The organism is Phycisphaerae bacterium, assembly GCA_024102815.1.
Classification (GTDB): Bacteria; Planctomycetota; Phycisphaerae; order UBA1845; family UBA1845; genus JAGFJJ01.
In genome coordinates this window covers 21,261-42,688 of the sequence record JAGFJJ010000014.1, presented here as the reverse complement: position 1 = coordinate 42,688, position 21,428 = coordinate 21,261, and the positions used below count along the sequence as shown (strand labels likewise).

21 protein-coding genes are annotated in these 21,428 nt (G+C 61.5%); 20 read left to right on the top strand and 1 reads right to left on the bottom strand.

The genetic code is table 11. From position 1 onward, the window contains the following. Window positions 1–88 precede the first annotated feature (88 nt). The 18 genes from J5J06_04310 to J5J06_04225 all read left to right on the top strand — a co-directional run bounded on the left by J5J06_04310 (window position 89) and on the right by J5J06_04225 (window position 18,666). Window positions 89–769 (top strand): cytochrome c3 family protein, encoded by a 681-nt coding sequence (locus J5J06_04310; protein ID MCO6436293.1) that lies wholly within the window; start codon window positions 89–91, stop codon window positions 767–769. Beyond that, entirely contained in the window at window positions 757–3,834 is a 3,078-nt protein-coding gene (locus J5J06_04305; GenBank protein MCO6436292.1) for a TAT-variant-translocated molybdopterin oxidoreductase, read from the top strand. Before J5J06_04310 ends, J5J06_04305 begins: the two co-directional genes overlap by 13 nt. Continuing rightward, the gene (gene nrfD, locus J5J06_04300; GenBank protein MCO6436291.1) at window positions 3,831–5,294 is read left to right on the top strand and encodes a polysulfide reductase NrfD; all 1,464 of its coding nucleotides are present in this window, start codon (window positions 3,831–3,833) and stop codon (window positions 5,292–5,294) included. Before J5J06_04305 ends, nrfD begins: the two co-directional genes overlap by 4 nt. Continuing rightward, window positions 5,294–5,914 carry a DUF3341 domain-containing protein gene (locus J5J06_04295; GenBank protein ID MCO6436290.1) on the top strand — a complete coding sequence of 207 codons (621 nt, stop codon included), beginning with the start codon at window positions 5,294–5,296 and terminating at the stop codon, window positions 5,912–5,914. The genes nrfD and J5J06_04295 overlap by 1 nt, the downstream gene beginning before the upstream one ends. Window positions 5,915–5,916: 2 nt before the next feature. Continuing rightward, on the top strand, window positions 5,917–6,657 hold the full coding sequence (locus J5J06_04290) for a cytochrome c (GenBank protein MCO6436289.1): 741 nt from the start codon (window positions 5,917–5,919) through the stop codon (window positions 6,655–6,657). Between the two features lie 20 nt (window positions 6,658–6,677). After that, window positions 6,678–8,090 carry a quinol:cytochrome C oxidoreductase gene (locus J5J06_04285; GenBank protein ID MCO6436288.1) on the top strand — a complete coding sequence of 471 codons (1,413 nt, stop codon included), beginning with the start codon at window positions 6,678–6,680 and terminating at the stop codon, window positions 8,088–8,090. Between the two features lie 12 nt (window positions 8,091–8,102). Continuing rightward, entirely contained in the window at window positions 8,103–8,393 is a 291-nt protein-coding gene (locus J5J06_04280) for a hypothetical protein (protein MCO6436287.1), read from the top strand. Between the two features lie 26 nt (window positions 8,394–8,419). Beyond that, entirely contained in the window at window positions 8,420–9,310 is an 891-nt protein-coding gene (locus J5J06_04275) for an SCO family protein (protein ID MCO6436286.1), read from the top strand. 19 nt (window positions 9,311–9,329) lie between these two features. After that, the gene (gene coxB / locus J5J06_04270) at window positions 9,330–10,379 is read left to right on the top strand and encodes a cytochrome c oxidase subunit II (protein MCO6436285.1); all 1,050 of its coding nucleotides are present in this window, start codon (window positions 9,330–9,332) and stop codon (window positions 10,377–10,379) included. Then, window positions 10,376–12,094: a cbb3-type cytochrome c oxidase subunit I gene (locus tag J5J06_04265; protein MCO6436284.1), complete on the top strand. Its 1,719-nt coding sequence runs from the start codon at window positions 10,376–10,378 to the stop codon at window positions 12,092–12,094. The genes coxB and J5J06_04265 overlap by 4 nt, the downstream gene beginning before the upstream one ends. Before the next feature lie 1,000 nt (window positions 12,095–13,094). Next, window positions 13,095–13,280, top strand: a complete 186-nt coding sequence (locus tag J5J06_04260) for a cytochrome c oxidase subunit 3 (protein MCO6436283.1) — start codon at window positions 13,095–13,097, stop codon at window positions 13,278–13,280. Between the two features lie 61 nt (window positions 13,281–13,341). Beyond that, entirely contained in the window at window positions 13,342–13,707 is a 366-nt protein-coding gene (locus tag J5J06_04255; protein MCO6436282.1) for a cytochrome C oxidase subunit IV family protein, read from the top strand. A gap of 17 nt (window positions 13,708–13,724) precedes the next feature. Beyond that, window positions 13,725–14,333 carry a cytochrome c oxidase subunit 3 gene (locus J5J06_04250; GenBank protein ID MCO6436281.1) on the top strand — a complete coding sequence of 203 codons (609 nt, stop codon included), beginning with the start codon at window positions 13,725–13,727 and terminating at the stop codon, window positions 14,331–14,333. Window positions 14,334–14,404: 71 nt separating this feature from the next. Next, a complete protein-coding gene (locus J5J06_04245; protein ID MCO6436280.1) occupies window positions 14,405–15,778 on the top strand; it encodes a HAMP domain-containing histidine kinase in 1,374 nt (457 codons plus the stop codon). 46 nt (window positions 15,779–15,824) lie between these two features. Then, window positions 15,825–16,373: a response regulator gene (locus tag J5J06_04240; protein ID MCO6436279.1), complete on the top strand. Its 549-nt coding sequence runs from the start codon at window positions 15,825–15,827 to the stop codon at window positions 16,371–16,373. 189 nt (window positions 16,374–16,562) lie between these two features. Next, a complete protein-coding gene (gene xrtH, locus J5J06_04235; protein ID MCO6436278.1) occupies window positions 16,563–17,045 on the top strand; it encodes an exosortase H in 483 nt (160 codons plus the stop codon). Window positions 17,046–17,104: 59 nt separating this feature from the next. Beyond that, window positions 17,105–17,794, top strand: coding sequence for a hypothetical protein (locus J5J06_04230; GenBank protein ID MCO6436277.1), 690 nt, complete (start codon window positions 17,105–17,107; stop codon window positions 17,792–17,794). Next, complete coding sequence (locus tag J5J06_04225; protein MCO6436276.1) at window positions 17,794–18,666, top strand: class I SAM-dependent methyltransferase; 873 nt, start codon at window positions 17,794–17,796, stop codon at window positions 18,664–18,666. The genes J5J06_04230 and J5J06_04225 overlap by 1 nt, the downstream gene beginning before the upstream one ends. A gap of 35 nt (window positions 18,667–18,701) precedes the next feature. Here J5J06_04225 and J5J06_04220 read toward each other — a convergent pair whose 3' ends face one another. Next, window positions 18,702–19,166: an amino acid-binding protein gene (locus J5J06_04220; GenBank protein MCO6436275.1), complete on the bottom strand. Its 465-nt coding sequence runs from the start codon at window positions 19,164–19,166 to the stop codon at window positions 18,702–18,704. A 105-nt stretch (window positions 19,167–19,271) separates the two neighbouring features. On the opposite strand from J5J06_04220, the gene J5J06_04215 reads away from it, so the two are divergent. Next, window positions 19,272–19,784 carry a flavin reductase gene (locus J5J06_04215; GenBank protein MCO6436274.1) on the top strand — a complete coding sequence of 171 codons (513 nt, stop codon included), beginning with the start codon at window positions 19,272–19,274 and terminating at the stop codon, window positions 19,782–19,784. Between the two features lie 224 nt (window positions 19,785–20,008). Further along, the gene (locus tag J5J06_04210) at window positions 20,009–21,406 is read left to right on the top strand and encodes an AAA family ATPase (protein ID MCO6436273.1); all 1,398 of its coding nucleotides are present in this window, start codon (window positions 20,009–20,011) and stop codon (window positions 21,404–21,406) included. Window positions 21,407–21,428 lie beyond the last annotated feature (22 nt).

Below are 21,428 nucleotides of genomic sequence, written 5' to 3'. Positions count from 1 at the left end.
ATCCCATCGCTGCTAGCTCCAGCGCCTACCTGAATCCGGCCGGTGGACGAGGCGATTTCGTTCGCGCGGCCTGAGAATCCCTGTCATCATGGCTGATACCGGCGGTACATCGCTGATTCTGTTTCCGCGCTGGGCGAACTTCCTGCTGCCCGGGCTCCTGTTCGCGGGGTTCGGTGCCTTGACCTACGTTCCCATGGTGATTGGGCTGGTCGGCTCTCCCCAGACGCTGTACCCCGGCTACGCTCCTGTGCAGCCGGTCGAGTTCAGTCACGCTGTGCATGCCGGTAAGCTGGGGATGGACTGCCGCTATTGTCACACCACGGTGGAGAAGGCTGCGTTCGCCGCAATCCCGCCCACTGAAACGTGCATGAATTGCCACACGAACATCAAGCCGGAATCGCCAAAGATCTTGCCGGTTCGAGAAAGCGCCCTAACCGGAATGCCCATCGAGTGGACCAAAGTTCACGATCTCCCCGGGTATGCCTATTTCAACCACTCGGCCCACGTGAACAAGGGCGTTTCCTGCGTGTCATGCCACGGCCGAATCGACCAGATGGAAGTCGTCCGGCAGGTGGAAACGTTGACGATGGGGTGGTGCCTGGATTGTCACCGGGCGCCGGAGAAGCACCTTCGCCCCGTCGAGGAAGTGACCAATCTGGGATGGACGCCGCCGGACGGCGACCAGCTCAAGCTGGGTAAGCGGCTCAAGGAAGAATACGGGATTCGCGGCGTCACTTACATGACGAGTTGTTCGACATGCCACCGGTAGACCATCACGTCAGCGGGCGACAGCACTGGCTGAGCCTGGAGCAATACGCCGACTCGCCGGAGTTCGCCGAGCGTGTCGCGCGAGAGTTTCCCAGCTACGACCCGGCGGAAGTTGTCGCGGTTCCGCGCAGGCGCTTCCTTCAATTGATGGGCGCCTCGATGGCGCTGGCAGGGTTGACGGCGACAGGTTGCCGGCGCTTTCCGGTCGAGAAGCTTGCCCCGTTTGCGCATCGCGATCCCGATCGAATTCCAGGCTCCACGGAACATTACGCCTCGTTCATGGAAATGCGGGGGGTGGCGACAGGGCTTGTCGTCACGAGCTTCGACGGACGGCCGATCAAGATCGAGGGCAATCCGCTCCATCCTTATTCCCTCGGAGCGGCCGATGTTTTTGCCCAGGCGAGCGTGTTGAGCATGTACGACCCCGACCGCAGCCGCCAAGTCATGCGGCGCGACGGGACGGCGATGAAAGCGTCGAGCTGGGCTGAATTCGATGCATTCGCCAAGCGACACTTTGCGGGTCTTGCTGAGCACGGCAGCGCCGGGCTGGCTGTCCTGTCGGAGAGTTCCTCCAGTCCGACGCTGGCACGGATGCGAACCGCGTTCCTGGAGAAGTTCCCTCAGGCGCAATGGTTCGAGTTCGAGCCTGTCAGCCGGGACAATGAAATCGAGGGACTCCGCCTGGCGTACGGCAAGAGGCTGCGGCCCTTGTATCGCCTCGATCAGGCCACCTCTATCGCACTGTTCGACGCCGACCTGCTGGGATTCCATCCGGCGCGATTGCGGCACGCTCGGGACTGGGCGACGGGTCGTCGCTCGGCCGACCAAGGACGCATGAACCGCATGTACGTGGTCGAGAGCGCCTTCTCCACGACGGGGAGTGTTGCGGACCATCGCTTCGGTGCGCGGCCGGGGCAGGTCGAGCGAATGGTTGAAGCCCTTGCGGCGGAGCTTGGCATCGCCGGGTCGGCGCCGACGGGCCTGGATGCGGCATCTACTGCGTTCATCAAGGAGTCGGCCGAGGATCTAACGCGAAGCGGCAAGTCGTCGCTTATCGCCGGTGGACCGCGACTTTCGCAGCGGGCACAGGTCCTGGTCCAGCGGATGAATCACAAGCTGGGTTCGATCGGTACGACGATCACGTTCGTTGAAGAACCGGGGGCCGATCGCCCGTCGCACATGGCGGCCATTCGATCGCTGACGGAGAAGATGAACGGCGGCGGTGTGGAGACATTGCTCATCCTGGGAGGCAATGCGGCCTACGACGCCCCGGGTGATGTGGATTTCGCGTCGGCGCTGGGCAAGGCCAAAACGAGCATTCACCTGAGCTACTACGCCGACGAGACCTCGCAGCGGTGCACGTGGCATGTGCCGCAGGCGCACTTCCTGGAATCGTGGAACGACGGTCGTGCATGGGACGGCACGCTCAGCATCGGACAGCCGCTGATTCTGCCGATGTTCGACGGTCGTACGCCGGCGGAATTGCTGGCGGGCGTATGCGGAGAGCCGGAAACGGACGGTTACACGCTGGTCCGTAAGACGCTGGCCGGAGTGCTGAGCGGTGCGGATTTCGAGTCGTCGTGGGCGACAGCGTTGCACGACGGCGTGATTGCCGACAGCGGGTGGAAGGTTCAGAGTCCGGCTCCGGTATCGTCGGAACTGCCGGCGGCGGAGTCGGGCACGGCTGGCGGAGAGGCATCTCTGGCCGTCGTCTTTCGCCCGGATGCGCGCGTCTACGACGGGCGTTTCGCGAACAACGGTTGGTTGCAGGAAACGCCCGATCCGCTGACGAAAGTGACGTGGGACAACCCGGCGCTGATCAGCGTGGCCGACGGGAAGCGCCTGGGTATCGACACGGGCGATGTGCTCTCGGTAAGCAGCGGGGGCAAGGTGCGGGAGATTGCCGCGGCGATCCTGCCGGGCCAGCCGGAAGGTGTCATCACATTGACACTCGGCGGCGGTCGGGCCGCGGCGGGGCACATCGGCAACGGCGTCGGTTTCAATACGAATGTGCTGCGAACGTCGGGGCATCCGTTTGCCGTCGTTTCAGCCAAGATCGAACGAACCGGACAAACCTACAAGCTGGCGAGCACCCAGGACCACCACGCGATCGATCCGGTCGGACGGTCGGCCCTGGAGAAGCGAATCGGCAAGCCGGGCAAGAACGGGATCATCCTTCGCGAGGCTTCGCTTGCGGAGTATCGAAGCGAGCCTAACTTCGCCCATCGAGATGTGCACGGCAACATCAATCTGCAGCTCTTCCAGCCGCCGGATCAGTTCAACGAGCCTCATGCCTGGGGCATGGCCATTGATCTGACCACGTGCATCGGCTGCAACGCGTGCGTTGTGGCGTGCCAGGCGGAGAACAATGTGCCGGTCGTGGGTAAAGAGCAGGTGTCCCACGGGCGGGAGATGCACTGGCTGCGTATCGACCGGTATTTCAAGGGCGAGCCGACGGCGCAGGTCGAAGTCGTACACCAGCCGATGATGTGCGTGCATTGCGAGAACGCTCCGTGCGAGCAGGTATGCCCGGTGGCGGCAACGACGCACGACAGCGAAGGTCTCAACGTGATGGTCTACAACCGCTGCATCGGAACGCGGTATTGTTCGAACAACTGCCCGTACAAGGTGCGGCGCTTCAACTACATGGACTGGCACAGCCAGGATCCGCGCGGCATGGCGATGCCTTGGCTGGGCATGCCGGACGCGCAGCAGAAGTACGAAGTCGATCCGCTTCGCAAGATGGGTTTCAACCCGGACGTTTCCGTCCGCATGCGTGGGGTGATGGAAAAGTGCACGTACTGCGTGCAGCGCATCTCGACGGCGAAGATCGCCCGGCGGCGCAATGGCGAGGACGTTCGCGATGGGGACATCGTGACGGCGTGTCAGCAGGCGTGTCCGACACAGGCGATCGTGTTTGGAAACCTGAACGATCCCAACAGCAGGGTAGCGAAGCTTCACCAGAACCAGCGGGCGTACGGCGTGCTGGCAGAGTTGAACACGCGGCCGCGTACCAAGTACCTGGCCAAGATTCGTAATCCGCTGAAGGAGGGGGCCACGACATGACCAGCATTCCCCACGACTTCGGCACGCGTCAACTCCACGGCGAGGTGGACAACACGGACGAGATACCCGGCCGGCGAGCGCCGCTGGTGCTGGGTGATCGCGATTTCGGCAGTGTGACGCGGACGGTTTGCTCTCTGACGGAGCACAAGACACCGACGGCGTGGTATGTGGCGTTTGCGATCAGCTCGACGTTCCTGTTGATGCTGCTGGTGCTGATCGGGTACCTGGTTACGACGGGCGTCGGCGTCTGGGGCAACAACAACCCGGTGATGTGGGGATTTCCAATCGTGAACTTCGTGTTCTGGGTGGGAATCGGTCACGCGGGGACGCTGATCTCGGCGATTCTGTTTCTCTTCCGGCAGCATTGGCGAACGAGCATCAACCGTTTTGCGGAGGCGATGACGATTTTCGCCGTGGTGTGCGCGGGCCTCTTCCCCGGTATCCACGTGGGGCGTCCGTGGCTGGCGTACTGGCTGTTTCCGTATCCCAACCAGATGTCGATGTGGCCGCAGTTCCGCTCGCCGCTGCTGTGGGACGTGTTCGCGGTGGGCACGTATGCGACCGTTTCGCTGATGTTCTGGTATGTGGGAATGATTCCGGATCTGGCGACACTGCGGGATCGGGCGAAGAGCTCGATCCGGTATTACGTGTATGGCATTCTGTCGCTGGGCTGGAACGGTTCGAGTCGGCATTGGCATCGATTCGAACGCGCCTACCTGCTGCTGGCAGCGCTGGCAACGCCGCTGGTGCTCTCGGTTCACTCGGTGGTGAGCTTCGACTTCGCGGTCTCGCAGCTTCCGGGCTGGCACACAACCATCTTCCCGCCGTACTTCGTGGCGGGTGCCGTGTTCGGTGGGTTCGCGATGGTGCTTACGCTGGCGATCCCCGCCCGGCAGTTTTTCGGCCTGAAGGATCTGATCACGCTGCGGCATATCGAGAACATGAACAAGATCATGCTCGCGACGGGGTTGATCGTGGCGTATGCCTATTCGGTCGAGCTCTTCACGGCATGGTACAGCGGCCATCATTTTGAGCAGTTCGTATTCATGAACCGTCCGCTGGGACCATACTGGTGGGCGTTCTGGATCATGGTGACATGCAACGTGGTGTGCCCGCAGTTCCTCTGGTTCAAGCGCGTTCGCACGAGCCTGTGGGGGACGTTCCTCATCGCCATGGCCGCGAACATCGGGATGTGGTTCGAGCGCTTCGTGATCGTGGTGACGTCATTGCACCGCGACTTCCTCCCGTCGAGCTGGGGAATGTTCATCCCGACCTGGGTCGACCTGGGGATGCTTGCGGGGAGCTTCGGACTGTTCTTTACGCTGTTCCTGCTGTTCTGCCGCTTCCTGCCCATGGTGGCCATGGCGGAGGTGAAGGCGGTGATGCCGCAGGTTCACGGGCGCGGCGGGGGATATCCCGAGGCCGTTCCCCATTCTGAATCGGATGCCGGTGATCGATGATGCACGCGCACGATCATGAATCCTCAGTGGCAGAGCACGGCGTTTCGACGCTGGTCGATGCGCATGCTGAGGCGGTGGAGGTCGCCCCGGAGCCGAAGCTGTACGGGCTGATCGCCGAGTTTCGCGACGTGGGTACGGTGCTGGCGGCCGCGCGCAGGGTGCGCGATGCAGGCTATCGCCGCTGGGACGTGCACAGCCCGTTTCCGATCCACGGGATCGAAAAGGCGATGGGCGTCCGTCCGACGCTCCTGCCATGGCTGGTGCTGGCAGGCGGTCTTACGGGAATGGGACTGGGGCTGCTGCTGGTATGGTACACGAACGCGTTTGACTACCCGTTCCTGATCAGCGGCAAACCGATCTTCAGCCTTCAGGCGAATATTCCCGTGATCTTCGAGATGACGGTGTTGTTCTCGGCGTTTACGGCGGTGTTCGGGATGCTGCTGCTGAACAAGCTGCCGATGTTGTACAACCCGCTGTTTCGCAGCGCGCGGTTTCGAAGGGTTACCGACGACCGTTTCGTGATCGCGGTGGATGCGACGGATCCGCGATTCGAGCGGGAGACGACGGAGGCGTTGCTGCGATCGGCTGGTGCGATCGCGGTGGAAGAGGTTGAGGAGTAATCGTGGCGGATCGACGGGACAGTTTCTTGCGTGATCCCAGCGGCCAGGGGCGATTTGTGCTCCCTCCGATGCCTTTCTGGGTGAAGGCGGCGCTGCTGATTTTCGTGGTAGGAAGCTGGGTTCCGCTGGCACTGGTGGCGCGGACGCGTTCGGTCACGTCCAAGGTGCCGCAGGTGCACATTTTTCAGGACATGGATCACCAGCCGCGATTCCTCGCGCAATCGGTCAACACGGCGTTTGCGGACCGTCGGGCCATGCGTCCGCCGGTGGAGGGAACGGTGGCGCAAGGGCACCTCGAGTTGGACAAGACGTACAACACCGGGTTGGTTGCTCTCAAGAACGAGCAGGGAGAACCGGTCACAGACTACGTGAAGCAAATCCCGGATCGCGTGACGGTGGATGTGGCGTTCATCCAGCACGGGCAGGCGCGATTCAACATCTACTGCGCCCCGTGCCATGGATACGACGGTGGCGGGGAGGGAATCGTGAGCCGACGGGCGCTCGAGCTGCAGGAGCCCAAGTGGATTCCGCCTACGTCAATGCACAGCGACACCGTCGTCGAACGGCCCGACGGTCACATTTTCAATACGATCACGAACGGCATTCGCAATATGCCCTCGTATAAATCACAGATTCCAGTTCGCGATCGCTGGGCGATTGTGGCCTATGTGCGAGCGCTTCAGCGAAGTCAGCACGCTTCGTTGGAGGACGTCCCCGAAGAAGCCCGGTCGACGTTGCGCTAGGGCATGGAGAATCCGGTTCGATGGCAGGCACCGATCATCCTGTACAGATCAGCCCGCGAGAGCGAACGCGGCTTACGGGCGGCGGCGGGTTCGTCGCCGGCGGGCTCATTCTTGCCGTCGTGGCATTCGCAGTAGCGCTGCTCATCGGCCGGGCCGGGGCCGACGGCGTGCGACGAGTCTACTTCGCCTATCTGCTGAACTTCTGCTATTTCCTGAGTCTTTCGCTTGGCGCCTTGTTCTTCGTGCTGGTGCAGCACACGGCTCGTGCGGGTTGGAGCGTGGCGGTGCGTCGCGTGGCGGAGGTGCAGGCGACGGCCGTGGTGTTTCTGCTGATCGGATTGCTGCCCATTTTTGCCACATTACTGAGCGGTAACGGCCTGCTGTATCGATGGGCGGCTCCGATCGACATCACGCCCGAGGCATCGCACGAAGGCGAACATGGTTCACCTCTCCCCGGCGAGAACGGGCATGCGGAGAATGCATCTTCGGGAAGCCATGGCGGTCCGGCCGGCCTCGCGGAAGATCCGCTTCACATCGCTGCGGCGCCCCTGCCAAGGGGGGGGATCGATCACCACGTCGAAGAGATTTACGTCGCGAAGAAGCGGGCGTTTCTCAATGTGCCGTTTTTCATGGCCCGATGCCTGCTGTACTTTGCGATCTGGGGCGGGCTGGCTTGGTGGCTCTGGCGGCGGTCGACGCAGCAGGACGAGAGTGGAGATGCCCGTCTGACGCGGGCGATGCAGCGGGTTTCTCCCGCGGGCATCGTGGTTTTTGGGCTCACGCTGACCTTCGCGGCGTTTGACCTCCTGATGTCGCTGAGTCCGGCGTGGTACAGCACGATCTTTGGTGGATACTACTTTTCGGGTTCGTTTGTCGGGGGGCTGGCGCTGCTGATTCTAACGCTCATGGGCCTGCAGCGAGCCGGTTACCTGACTGACAGCGTAACGACCGACCATTACCACGATCTGGGCAAGTTCCTGTTCGGATTCGTGTTCTTCTGGGGATACATTGCGTTCAGCCAGTACATGCTGATCTGGTACGCCAGCTTGCCCGAAACGGTGTACTGGTTCGCGGCGCGCGGGGCGACCACGGTACCCGAGCAAATGAACCCTTGGTCATACGTGATCGTGGCCCTTTTGTTTGGGCACTTTATAATCCCGTTCCTGGGCCTGCTTTCCAGGCACGTAAAGCGGAATCGGTTCGGGCTGGCGTTCTGGTCGATATGGTTGCTCGTTTTCCACTGGATCGATATCTGGTGGCTGACCATGCCGGAAATGGGCCCGCGGATTCGATTCGGTTTGCCCGAAGTGCTCACGTTCGTGGCTGTGGGCGGACTGTTTGCCGCGGGGTGGATCTGGACGGCGACACGGCACGCGCTGATCCCGCTGCGCGATCCCCGGCTGGGCGATTCGCTGGCATTTGAGGACGTTTGACGGAGGCACGACGTGGCTCAGCCTCAAGGGGTGAATACGCGGCTTATCGTGGTCGTGGGGATCGTCAGCACACTGTTGCTGATCATCTCCGTGGCGGGGATCCAAGCGGCGTACTTCAACGCGGCAGCAGCGGAGGAGAAACGGAAGTTTGAGAACGATGTGTATTGGGAACTTGCCGACGCCCGGCTCGATCAGCAGGAAAAGCTCAACAAGTATCGCTGGGTTGACCAGAGCAAGCAGATCGCGGCGATTCCCATTGATCGGGCCATCGAACTGACGGCCAAGCGCTATCATTCGCGGTAGCAGGCGACACGGAAAAGGAGAACATCATGATCAGCAACGCATGCCGTGGAGCGATCTTGATCGCCGCTGTCCTCGCGCATTGTGCATGGGCTCAGACCGAAATCGAGACGCCGTCACCGGCGCCCGCGGTGGCGAAGTCCGACCGCATCGAATCTGTGCCCGATGAGCTGGAGGGCGTGGGCATTACCGAACACCTGGGTACGAAGATTCCGCTCGCACTCACCTTCACGGATTCTGAAGGGCGTACATTCAAGCTGGCGGATGCCTTTGACGGGAAGCGCCCGGTAGTGCTGAACCTCGGCTATTACGGATGTCCGATGCTCTGCGGGCTTGTACTGGATGGTCTGCTGGATGCGATGAAGGAAATCCCGCTTTCCGTCGGCAAGGATTACGTCGTGCTGACCTTGAGCATCGATCCTACCGAGAAGGCAGTCATCGCCCGGATGGGCAAGCAAAAGGCGATTCAGAAGCTCGGTCAGCCGGAGGCTGCGGCAGCCTGGCAGTTTCTGAGCGGGGACGCGGAGAACATCCAGAAGCTGACGGATGCCGTCGGATGGGGATTCAAGTGGAACGAGCGGCGGCAGGAGTTCGCCCATACCGCGGCGCTGGTGGTGCTGACGCCGGACGGCGTTGTGTCCCGGTATTTGTACGGCGTGCAGTTTCCCCCCAAGACGCTGCGCCTTTCACTGGTGGAGGCCTCGGAAGGCAAGATTGGTTCGACGCTGGACCAGATTCTGCTGTTCTGCTTTCACTACGACGCTACGGATGGAACGTATTCTCTGGCGGCGATGAACGTCATGCGCCTGGCGGGCGTGGTGACGGCACTGGCGCTTGGGTCGGGGATTGGGCTCGCGGTTTGGCGGGAGCGTCGTCGCGGGCGGCGGCGGCAGGAAGAGTCTGCGTTGAGCGAGGCGTGACGTGGGTCGAGACGGCGTAATGTTGGGACAGTCGTCGGAAAGTTCATTCTGGCTCCCGGTCAACGCATCCTCGTACGGGGGTGAAGTGGACTGGGTGTTCTATTTCATCTACGGCGTCTGCGTTGTCATGATGGTTCTCATCGTCGTCCTCGCAGTGCTGTTCATCTGGCGTTACCGCCATCGGCCCGGGGTTGAACCTTCGCGTTTGTCGCACAATACACCGCTGGAACTCACGTGGACGATTATTCCGACGATTGTGGTGGGATTCATTTTCTACTTTGGATTCGTCGGGTTCCTGAACATGAACACGCCACCACGGAATCTCTACGAGATCAACGTGACGGCGTTCAAGTGGGGCTGGGCTTTCCAGTATCCCAACGGCCACGTGGACCAGAATCTGCACATTCCGCGGGACCGGCCGGTTCGACTGATCCTCTCCTCGCAGGACGTGATCCACAGCCTGTATATTCCAGCGTTTCGCATCAAGAAGGATGCCGTCCCGGGGCGGTACAACAAGATGTGGTTCAAGGCGACGAAGGAAGGGGAGTATCATCTGTTTTGCGCGGAATATTGCGGCACGAAGCACTCGGAGATGTACGCGAAGGTGATCGTGCATGATCCGACGCAGTTCGCAGCGTGGCTGGAGGAGGCTGCCAACTGGGCGGCGAAGCTTCCACCGGCGGAGGCGGGGCAGAAGTTGTACAGCGTCCGGGGATGCGCCCAGTGCCACACCGTGGATGGATCCGGCGGAATCGGCCCGTCGTTCAAGAACATCTTCGGGGAATCCCAGAAACTCCGCGACGGCTCAAGCGTGCTGGTGGACGAGGATTACATCCGGAACTCGCTGATGAATCCGGGGAGCCAGATCGTCGCGGGGTTCGAGAACGTGATGCCGACCTACAAGGGGCGGCTCAAGGATGTGGAGATCACGGCGCTGATCGAGTACATCAAGTCGCTGTCGGAGCATTACGAGGCACCGCCTGCGGCGGTGGAAGAATCCGCGCCGGAGGAAAATGCGACTCAGCCCGCGGCGCAGCATTCGACAGGGGGCGAGAACACGAAACCATGACGATCGCAACAACAGCTTCGCCCGAGCTGGAACCGGCGGCACGTTCGCGCAACTACCTCAATCAGACGCGGGGGCTGAGATCCTGGCTCATCACCCTGGATCACAAGCGCATCGGCATCCTCTACATGGTGGCGATTCTGGGGGCGTTTTTTCTCGGTGGGGTGTTTGCGGTGCTGCTTCGCACGGAGCTCATCTCGCCCGGGCCGACGCTGATCAAAGATCCGGTCAGGGCCTGGGACTTCTACAACCACATGTTCACGCTGCACGGGGCGGTGATGACCTTCATGTTCATCATCCCGGCCATCCCCGCCATCCTGGGAAACTTCGTTCTTCCAATCATGCTCGGTGCCAAGGACGTTGCCTTCCCGCGGCTCAATCTGCTGAGTTTCTATTTGTACGCCTTCGGCGGTGTGTTTTTCGTGTGGGTGCTGCTTTCGGGTGTGATCGAGTCGGCCTTCGGGATCAAGCTGTACGGCGGCGGCGGTCTGGACACCGGGTGGACGTTTTACACGCCCTACAGCACGAGTACGTCCTCCGCGGTTGTCCCCGCGGTGCTTGGCGCGTTCATCCTGGGGTTCAGCTCCATCCTGACGGGGTTGAATTTCATCGCGTCCATGCACATGCTTCGTCCGAAGGGCATGACCTGGTTCCGCATGCCGCTGTTCCTCTGGGCCTTGTATGGTACGAGCGCGATCCAGATTCTGGCGACGCCCGTGCTGGCGATCACATTGCTTCTGCTCGTGGCGGAGCGGACGCTGGGGGTCGGGATCTTCGACCCCGCGCTGGGGGGGGACCCTGTTCTGTTCCAGCATTTCTTCTGGTTCTATTCGCACCCGGCCGTGTACATCATGATTCTTCCGGCGATGGGGATCATCAGCGAGGTGGTTTCCGTCTTCAGCCGCAAGCATATTTTCGGATATTCCTTCATCGCCATGAGCTCGATTGCCATTGCGTTGCTGGGCTTCCTCGTCTGGGGGCACCACATGTTCACGAGCGGGCAGTCGCCGGTGGCCAACGCGATCTTCAGTCTGCTGACATTCACTGTTTCGATTCCGTCGGCGATCAAGGTATTCAACTGGCTGGCGACGATGCACGGCGGCTCGATCCAGCTCAAGACGCCGATGCTCTATGCGATCGGTTTTATCATGCTGTTTTCGATCGGCGGGTTGACGGGGTTGTTTCTGGGCTCGCTGGCCACGGATATTCACGTTCACGACACGTACTTCGTCGTGGCCCACTTTCACTACGTGATGATGGGAAGCACGCTGTTCGCGTTCCTGGCGGGGATGCATTACTGGTGGCCGAAGATATTCGGCAAGATGTACAACGAGTATCTGGGCCGGCTAGCGGCACTGGTCGTATTTGTCGGCTTCAACCTGACGTTCATGGTACAGTTCATCGCGGGGGCTCACGGCATGCCCCGGCGTTACGCAAACTATCTGGACGAGTTCACGATCTACCACCAGATATCGACGATCGGCTCGTACGTCATGGCGGCGGGCCTGGTGATGGTGGCCATTAACTGGCTGGATTCTCTGGTTCGGGGGCGCCCGGCGCCGGAGAATCCCTGGGGCGGAAACACGCTCGAATGGCAGACGACGTCCCCGCCACCCACGGAGAACTTTGCGCGGACGCCGACGGCCGATGATCCTTATGCCCTGCACAAGTGGCGTTACGATGCGTCCATCGAAGGGTATGTGAAAGTTGCAGAATAGGCGTGGGAGCACGTCAGGTGTCGAGCGGGAGCAGGGGATGAGTGACAGTTCGATGACAGCACACGCCGGGGCGTCCTCGCACGGAGGTGACCATGCCCACCATCCGCCGCACCTGGCGCACCACTTCGATACCAGTGCGCAGCAGTTCGAGACGGGCAAGCTGGGCATGTGGGTCTTCCTGGCGACGGAAATCCTCATGTTCGGCGGTCTTTTTTGTGCCTACGGTGTTTACCGCGGGAACCATCCCGACGTGTTCCGCTATGCCCACATCGCGCTCGATCGGAATCTGGGTGCGATTAACACGGTGATCCTCATCGCCAGCAGCTTCACGATGGCCTGGGGCGTACGATGCGCGCAGCTTGGTCGTCGCACGGGACTGATCGCGTGCCTGGTCCTGACCCTTATGGGCGGGGCGGGGTTCATGGTTATCAAGACCATCGAGTATCACAAGAAGTGGGAGCACGGTCTGTGGGTGGGCGTCTCCAACATGTTCCACCCCAAATCGGAGAAGGAGATCGAGCCGCTCGAGCATGGGGCCGCACACGCCGCCGCGGGTGAAATGGCCGGGGAGGGCGGTCAGAGTCACACTGCGGACAAGACGGGCGAGAGCGCAGCGGGGGTGGAAACGAGTCACGGTTCAGCGACGGCGGCCGGGAGTGGCGAGGGCGGCGCGTCGAACACGACAGCGCACGCGCCTGTGGAGCATAGGGACGAGGACGAGGCGGCGGAAGCGGGCGAAGCGACTTCGGCGGTGAAACAGGCTGCAACGGGGGGCAAGGGTGCGGCGGAGGAGCCGGCCGTCGTGGTTCCTGAGCATTCGCTGATTTCCATTCCGCCATCAGGTCCGCAGGGGGTCGCCGCGTCGTTCCAGCAGGCAGCGCCCACCCAAGCATCCAGCTTTGTCTCCGAGGGTGAGGGCGGTCACCATGCGATTCACTACGAGGACCTGCCGCAGAAGGAGAAGGAGCGGGTCCATATTTTCTTTCAGATTTATTTCTTGATGACCGGGCTCCATGGTATCCACGTGCTGGTGGGGATGGGGATTATTACATGGCTCCTGTTCAAGTCGGCCCGCGGGGCATTCGGTCCGGCCTATTTCACCCCGGTCGACATCGGCGGGTTGTATTGGCACCTTGTGGACCTGATCTGGATTTTTCTGTTTCCGCTCCTGTACTTGATTCATTGACTTCATCAAAGGATAATGCCCGCGGTGATCTTGACGGCGGGTCACATGGAAAGGCCTGACGGTGGTTTCAGACAGCGATCATGTTGCGGTGGTCCACACGGATGAAATGCACATTCACGTCGTCCCGCTGCGGGTTCTGGTGGCGGTATTCGCCCTGCTTCTGGTGCTGACCGTGCTGACGGTCGGAGCCACGTGGGTGGACCTCGGCGTTCTGAACATCTGGATTGCTCTGCTCATCGCGGCCGTCAAAGCCGGAGCGGTGGGGCTTTATTTCATGCATCTGCGGTATGACCGGCCTTTCCATGGCGTGGTCCTGGCGGCGTCGTTTCTCTTCGTGGCGGTTTTCATCGGCGCTTCCCTCATGGATACGAAGGAATACCAGGTCAACATGGAGCCGCCGAGCACACTCAGCACGACAAGCCTCTAGTTACGGAGGTCGATACCGTGCAGACATCTTCCGATTACGCCTCTCCGCATGGATCGCCGCAGACCGTTCCTAAACGGGCTGGGATGATCGGCATGGTTATCTTCCTGGCCGCCCTGACCATGCTGTTCCTGGCGGCGCTGCTCGGATTCGTCATCATTCGCATCAGCCAGCAGGACCGTGTGCCCCACGGTGCCCTGAGCATGCCCATGGGGCTTTGGTTCAGCTCGTTTGCGATCATCGCCGCGAGCATCACCGTGGAGATGGCTTGTGGCTATATCCGCCGCGAACGTCAGCGTGGATTTCGCGTGGCGATGGTGGTTTCACTGCTCCTTACGCTCGTCTTCATCGCCATCCAGGCACCGAGTCTCTGGATTCTGCTGGAGCGTCACTGGGCGCGGAGGTCAGCCGAGAGCTTCACGCTCTACGGTCTGGTGTTCGTGGTGATCCTGCTCCACGCTGCGCACGTTCTCGGCGGCGTCTTCCCCTTGACCGTCACCACGGTCAAGGCGTTCCGGCACGACTACGATCACGAGCACTGGCAGCCGGTCCGCTATGCCGCGATGTACTGGCACTTCCTGGCCGTCGTCTGGATCGTGACATTCGCGACCTTTCTGATTCTTCAATAGGCAATCAACTGCGGAATTGCCTCGGGTGAACTCGCTCGGGGAAGGGGGCCGTGCTACGATCGCCGCTCGCGATGAACCGACCTGCTGAACCCCGCTCGGGATCTTCGTTGACGACGCCGTCGGCGCCGGGCCCGGCGCTGCCGCACCGGGTTCTGGCCGAATGCGCTTCGGAAGGCGATCCGTTGCGCATTGTCAGTCTGGAGGATCGCCCCGATGCGGTGATCATTCTCACGTGGCTGACGCGGCTACGCTGGTTTGCGCTGGCGGGACAGTCTTCCGCGTTGATCATTGCGGAGGCCTGGCTGGGGCTTGATCTTCCCCTGTGTTGGTTGCTCGCGGTGATGGGCGTGACGGCGATCACGAATATTCTGCTGCTTGTGCTGCTGCACCGTCGTTGGGATCTGCCGGAATTCCTGGTGCCGGCGGTTCTCATTCTGGATGTTGTCCTGCTGACGGCCATGCTCTCCGGGGCGGGCGGGCCGCGAAATCCCTTCTGCGAGCTTTACCTGATCCATGTGGCCATGGCGGTTGTGGTGCTTCCCCCACGATGGACGTGGGCGATCGTCGCCGTCGCGGTTATCGGTTTTGCCACGCTGTTTGTTTTTCATCGACCGTTCCAAGGCGGCGTGCCACTACGCGATGAAACACTGAGGGTCGGATCATGGGTGGCGCTGACCACGACGGCCGGCCTGATCGCGTATTTCATCGGGCGCCTTCGCGCCAATCTGCGAGCGCGCGAGAATGAGCTAGGGCAGATGCGGGAAAAGCTGGAGCAGGGAGAGCGCGTGGCGTCACTTGCGACGCTGGCGGCGGGGGCCGCGCATGAGCTTGGATCGCCCCTGGGGACGATTGCCGTCGTGGCGAGGGAGCTGGAACGCTGGGCGGAGCAAGGGGAGTTGGAGGAGAGGACCATTGCGGACGTACGGCTGATTCGCTCGGAAGTTGATCGGTGTCGGCGCATTTTGGACCGCATGAATGTGGACAATCTGCGTCGCGGTGCGGACGCCCCCGGTGTTCTGACGGTGGCATCGCTGCTGGGCCAGCTTCGCGACGAGCTGCCCGAGCGTTTGTTTGAGATGCTGAAAGTGGATTGTGATAAGCGGATTGACCAGTTTGAAGTATCTCCCAATGCGCTGGTCCAGATTCTGGCGATTCTCGTGCAGAACGCCTTCGATGCATGCGAGCCGCAGACGCCGGACGTGACCCTTCGGATCGCCCCGTTGCCGGGAGGATTTCGATTTGAAGTCTCGGATCGTGGTACGGGCATGGCGCCGGAACAACTGGAGCGGCTTGGAGATCCGTTCGCAACGACCAAGGCTCCTCAGCGGGGCATGGGATTGGGGCTTTTTCTGGCACGGTCACTTACCGAACACCTTCGCGGCAGGCTGGAAATCTTCTCCGCGCCTGGACAAGGAACCACGGCTGTTCTAGAGTTTCCGAAGTGATGCCACGGGTGCGCGGAGGGGGTTCGAACTGGAGCGCACGGATCGAATGGAGACGCGAAACCTTCTGCTGATCGACGATGATCGGGTATTCCGGGAGCGGATGGCTCTGGCACTTCGAGATCGTGGACTTGAGGTTCGCGAGGCCTCCGACGGCTCTTCCGGGTTGGGCATTGCTCAATCCTGGCGTCCCGCCCGCGTGGTGGTGGATTTGCGGATGCCGGGTGACTCCGGGCTGGAAGTCGTTCGGCAACTGCGTGCGTTCGGACCTGACATGGTGGTCGTCGTGCTTACCGGATACGGGAGCATCGCGACGGCCAAGGAGGCGCTCCGCCTCGGTGCTCACGATTACCTGACCAAACCCGTAGACGCCGACCAGCTCCTGGCGGCGCTGAATTCGGTCGACGGTGAGGAAGCAGAGGCACCACTTGAGCCGGGTCAGGTTCCCTCGCTGGCTCGGATGGAGTGGGAACACATTCATCGCGTGCTGAGCGACTGCGGGGGAAATGTCTCCCAGGCGGCCCGTGTGCTCGGCATTCACCGGCGCTCCCTTCAGCGAAAACTCGCCAAGTTCCCGCCACCAGAGGCCGTATCCTGAGGTGCGACATTCGGAGCAGGTTGCCGGGCCTGCTTGCCGAGCCGAAAGGTGACCAAAGCGAACCCATCAAGGCGTGCGAGTTCCGCCACCCAAGACGGTGATCCCAGGGGAGGGAATGCGCCCGGGCGGCGGGAGCGAGGATCATCCGCCTCCTGGTGGGGCACCCGCTGGCCGATTTTCCGGTTCGTTTTGCTGTACGCATTTTTTCTTGGTCTCTTTTACCTGATGACCATCACTCCGTTCATGCGCGAAACGGTCTTTCCGACGTACCTGCGCTGGAACGCCTCGGCGTCGGCGGGACTCCTTTCCGTTGTCGAGCAGAACGTCTCAGCCTCGGGAAAGACGATCCGCGGACGGACTTCGCTGACCATCGAGCGGGGATGTGACGCCATCGAGCCGTCGGCGCTGTTCATTGCCGGCGTCCTGGCGTTCCCGGCCGCGTTGTTTCGGAAGGTCCCGGGATTGCTCGTAGGCACGATCTGCCTGATGCTGCTGAACCTCGTACGCATCGTGAGCCTGTTCTACATTCGTCTGTATGCACCATCGTGGTTCGACTTCATGCACGTGCAGGTGTGGCAGGCTGTATTCATTTTTCTGGCGATACTGTTCTGGATCCTTTGGGCGGTATGGGCGATCCGTGAGCGGCAACCCGCCGCGGCGGCGCCGGCCTAGCGTGCCCTGCGATATGCTTGTGCCTCTCATTAGCGAATATGGTCAAGCGTGAACAGCGAGTGTCGCGGTTTCAGCTCGTCGGCGGTTTCTTTGCGCGCCTTTTTGTCGCGTATGGGGCGTTTCTGGCTCTTTGGCTGCTGGTCGGTTCCTGGTATGGCGACGTATTCCGCAGTGTTGCCGGTGATGTGTTCCGCGATTTTGGTCCGGCCGGGTTGGTGAAATTCGCCCCTCGGGAAACGCCGCACCCCGATTGGGACTCCGAGATGCAGATAGGCAACCGGCAGACAAAACAGGTAGCAGCCGTACCCTTCGGAACCAAGTACATCGGTTATGCGCCGACGATCATGTTGTGCAGTTTGGTGCTGGCTACGCCGGTGCCATGGGGGCGCCGGTTCGTGGCGCTTGGCCTGGGGCTCGTGCTTGTCCACTTCTTCATCGCGATGGGCGTCTACCTGATGCTCCTGGACAACTTCAGTTCCGGCCCACCGTTGGGAATGTATGATTTCAGCCCGTGGTTCAAGCGATTTGTCAGTTTTCTGGAAGCGACGTTCACGCAGTCCACGACGACTCGGTACGCCGTTCCGACGGTGTTCTGGATTCTGGTCACGATCCGGCCTCGCGACGTCGATAGGTGGCGAACAACGCTTGTCGAATCAACTTCGAAGACGGCAGGACCAGAATCCGCCACGCGGGCCTCGCATCGCCCGGAACAGAAGGAACGGAACAGGCGAATGCGACGCAATGCCTGATGGAAGACCATTCACCCAAGTCAGCGCCAACCGTCATCGTGGCCTATCCGCCGGGAAATGATGCGCTGACAGCCCGATCCGAAGCAATCGCCCGGCAGTTGAATCTGCCGGTGCGCGAATTGTCCGGTAACGCGCTGAGTACGAAGCGCGGTCGCCGAGGGCAGAGCGCCGCATCTGCCGTTGACGAACTGCGGCTCTGGGTATTGCGCGACGGGCTTGCCCTTCAGGATGCGGGTGATGTCAAGCTATCGCCCATTCGCGTGGATTTCGATTCGGGAACGCCGGGCTTTCGGCGATGGTCGGCGCAATCCCGGCGGCAACCCCTGGCTCGCGCGGTAGGCGTTAAGGGAGAGAGCATAGACGTGCTGGACTGCACCGCCGGCTTGGGGCGGGATGCGTTTCAGTTGTGCTGTCTGGGCTGTCGCGTTACGGCCGTGGAGCGCTCTCCGGTTTTGTGCGAAATGCTTCGCGACGCGATGGATCGTGCTACGAACAGCGCGGACGAATCACTGCGGAAAGCGATAGCCCGTTTGGACCTAGTCTGCGGGGAGTCCGCATCGGTTCTGAGAGCGTTCTCCGAGAATGCCCGCCCGGACGTCGTATACATCGATCCGATGTATACGACGCGGCGGAAATCAGCGGCTGGCGGGGCGGAGATGCGTATCCTCCGGCGCCTGGTCGGCGAGGACGAGGACAGTGGCTCCCTGCTTGCGATTGCTCGCAAAACGGCCGGTCGCCGGGTCGTGGTCAAGCGGCTTCGGCACCACCCCGCATTGGCCGAAAAAGTGGACATCTGCTACTCGGGCCGAACGGTCCGCTACGACGTCTACCTGACGGGGCTGGGGCAACAAGAGACGGCATTGGCGGTCTGACGCCATCGGCGTCGAAAGGCTTGGCGGGGTCCCATCTACTCGGGGAAGTCAATCTCCAAGGCGCGATCGCGGTCTGAAACGCGAAACACTCCCAGGGCGAACCCGCCCTCGATGCCGGACGTAGCGTAGAAATAGTCGATGTTGATGTCACGCCGGCCAAGGCATCGGGCGATTGCTCCGAAGCCACCCGGGCGGTTGGGTATGGGAATGCAGATAACGGGGACCGATACGTACGCGGCCCCGGCGTGGTTCAGGGCTTCCTTGGCCGCCTCTACGTTATCCACGACCATACGCACTGTGCCGATGTCCACGGTGTCCAGAACGGCCATGGCGCGGATGGTCACGCCTGCGTCCGAGAGTTGCTGGCAGAGCCCGGCAATCATGCCGGGTTTGTTGGCCAGGAAGGCCGAAAGCTGTTCGTCGGCGGCTGCGCGCACGATGCGGTCCTCTCCGGCGAAGTTCTGCCATTTCTCCGTGGGCCGCCGGTGCGTCTCCGCCAACCGCATCCGGGGCTATTGAGTGTTGGGCGGATGCTAGCAGGCGTGGAAATCGCAGGCAACGCGCGGCCCTTGTTGAAATGCAGGGCGATGCGTACGATCCTGCCAATGCAAGAAAAGGTGAACCTCATGAAGACCATCCAGTTATCCAACGAACTCGATACCATCGGGGCGGCCGTCGGGCGTGTCGCCAGTGGCTGCTTTGTCCTCACCACCCAACACAGTGGGAAATCCAACGGATTGCTGGTTTCGTGGGTCCAGCAAGCGGCGTTCGAGCCCCCGATGATCACGGCGTGCATCAAGCACGGGCGGCCTGCGGCGGAGCTGGTCCGCGGCAGCGGGCGGTTCGTGCTCAATGTCATCGGTCCGGATCCGGCGCCGATGTTCAAGCACTTCGCCAAAGGGTTCTCGGCCGAAGAGGATTCCTTCGCCGGCCTGGACGTGGCGCCGTCGGATTACGGCCCGCTGATCACATCGTGCGTGGCTCATCTGGCTTGCAATGTTCGCCAAATGGTCACCGCCGGAGATCACGACGTGTGCATTGCCGAGGTCACGGCCGCTGCCTCCCAGGGATCGGAGCGCCCGTACGTGCACATTCGCAAGAACGGACTCTCGTACTGACCTTTCCGGCAATCCGGGCGACCGTCCTTTGGTGATCGAATCGCATACGCGTGGGGCATGATCGCCCCGCGTTGCGATCCGCGCACGGTCTGTGCCATTCCGTGATTTATCGAGTCCATTCCTGACTCCTCATGCCCGTCCTGCCGCTGGTCGATCCAATCACAAGGGTTGGCTGCGGCCATCGACGACCGATAAGGGTGCACAACTGAAAAGGGACGTTGAGCATGAGCGAACAATTCTCCCAAGAGGCATCCAGTGCGGCGCTGGCGGACCGGGCAGGAATTTTGGCCCAGGCCGTTGCCCAGGGATCGAAATCGCCGGCCGGAGCGGATACGGACGCACCAGAGGCTCCGGCGTTGGAATTACCCACGTTCTTCCCCGAGGAGCCGGAGACGTTCGAACAGGCGGGGTTATCGGACGCACTTGTCGAGTCGCTGGTTCTCAAGCACCTGTTTGCGGTGGGCGCGAACACCGGTCGAGGCATGTCGCGTGATCTGTGCCTCCCGGTCAAGTCGACGATTGAGTTGCTCAACTCGCTGAAAAGTCGGCAGTTCGTGGTCTACAAGGGATCGGCCTCGATGGGCGACTTTCAGTATGTGCTTACGGAGAGCGGGCGCGAACGGGCGAACCGCTATCTCGAGGAGTGTACGTACGCCGGTCCGGCACCGGTTCCATTTGCTCGCTATGTCGAATCCGTACAGGCGCAAAGCATATTGGGCGAGCAGCCGGGCCCGGGCGACCTGCGACAGGCGTTTGGGGAACTGCTCATTCGCGAAGAGATCATGGAGCAGCTCGGACCGGCCGTGAATTCCGGCCGTGGGTTGTTCCTCTTCGGCAATCCGGGCAACGGCAAGACCAGCATCGCAGAGCGAATCACGCGCTGCTTCGGTACACAGATCTGGATTCCCCGAACGATCTTGGTCGAGGGCGAAATCGTCCTCTTGTTCGATCCCCAGTGCCACGAGCCTGATCCGGCGCACCGGCCTTCGCTGATCAAGGGGCGAGCGCACGATCCGAGGTGGCTGAAGATCCGTCGCCCGACGATCGTTGTCGGTGGAGAGCTTACACTCGATTCCCTGGAGCTTCGCTACAACCACTTCACGAAGATCACCGAGCCGCCCATTCAGCTCAAGAGCAACTGCGGCACGCTGGTGATCGACGACTTCGGCCGGCAACGCGTGCCTCCCATCGAACTGCTCAACCGCTGGATTGTTCCGCTCGAAAAGCGCATCGACTACCTCACGATGCACAGCGGAAAGAAGTTGCAGGTGCCGTTCGATCAGCTCATCGTCTTCTCCACCAACCTTGAGCCGCGTGAGCTCGTCGACGATGCGTTCCTGCGGCGAATTCCTTACAAGATCAACGTGCCCGACCCCAACGAGGAAGAGTTCCGCGCTCTTCTGCAAATGACCGCGGCGACATTCGAGGTGCCTTATGACGAGGGGTGTGTCGATCGTCTGATTGAGAAGCATTACCGGGCAAATAATCGCTCCTTCCGCTGCTGCCATCCGCGCGACCTGATACTGCAACTGGTCAACCAGGCCCGCTACCACGGCGACTCGGCCGTGATGTCCGACGCCGGCTTCGACCTGGCCTGCGGGACGTACTTCTCGCTGCTGTAGGGGGGCGCTTGGCGGGCTAGCA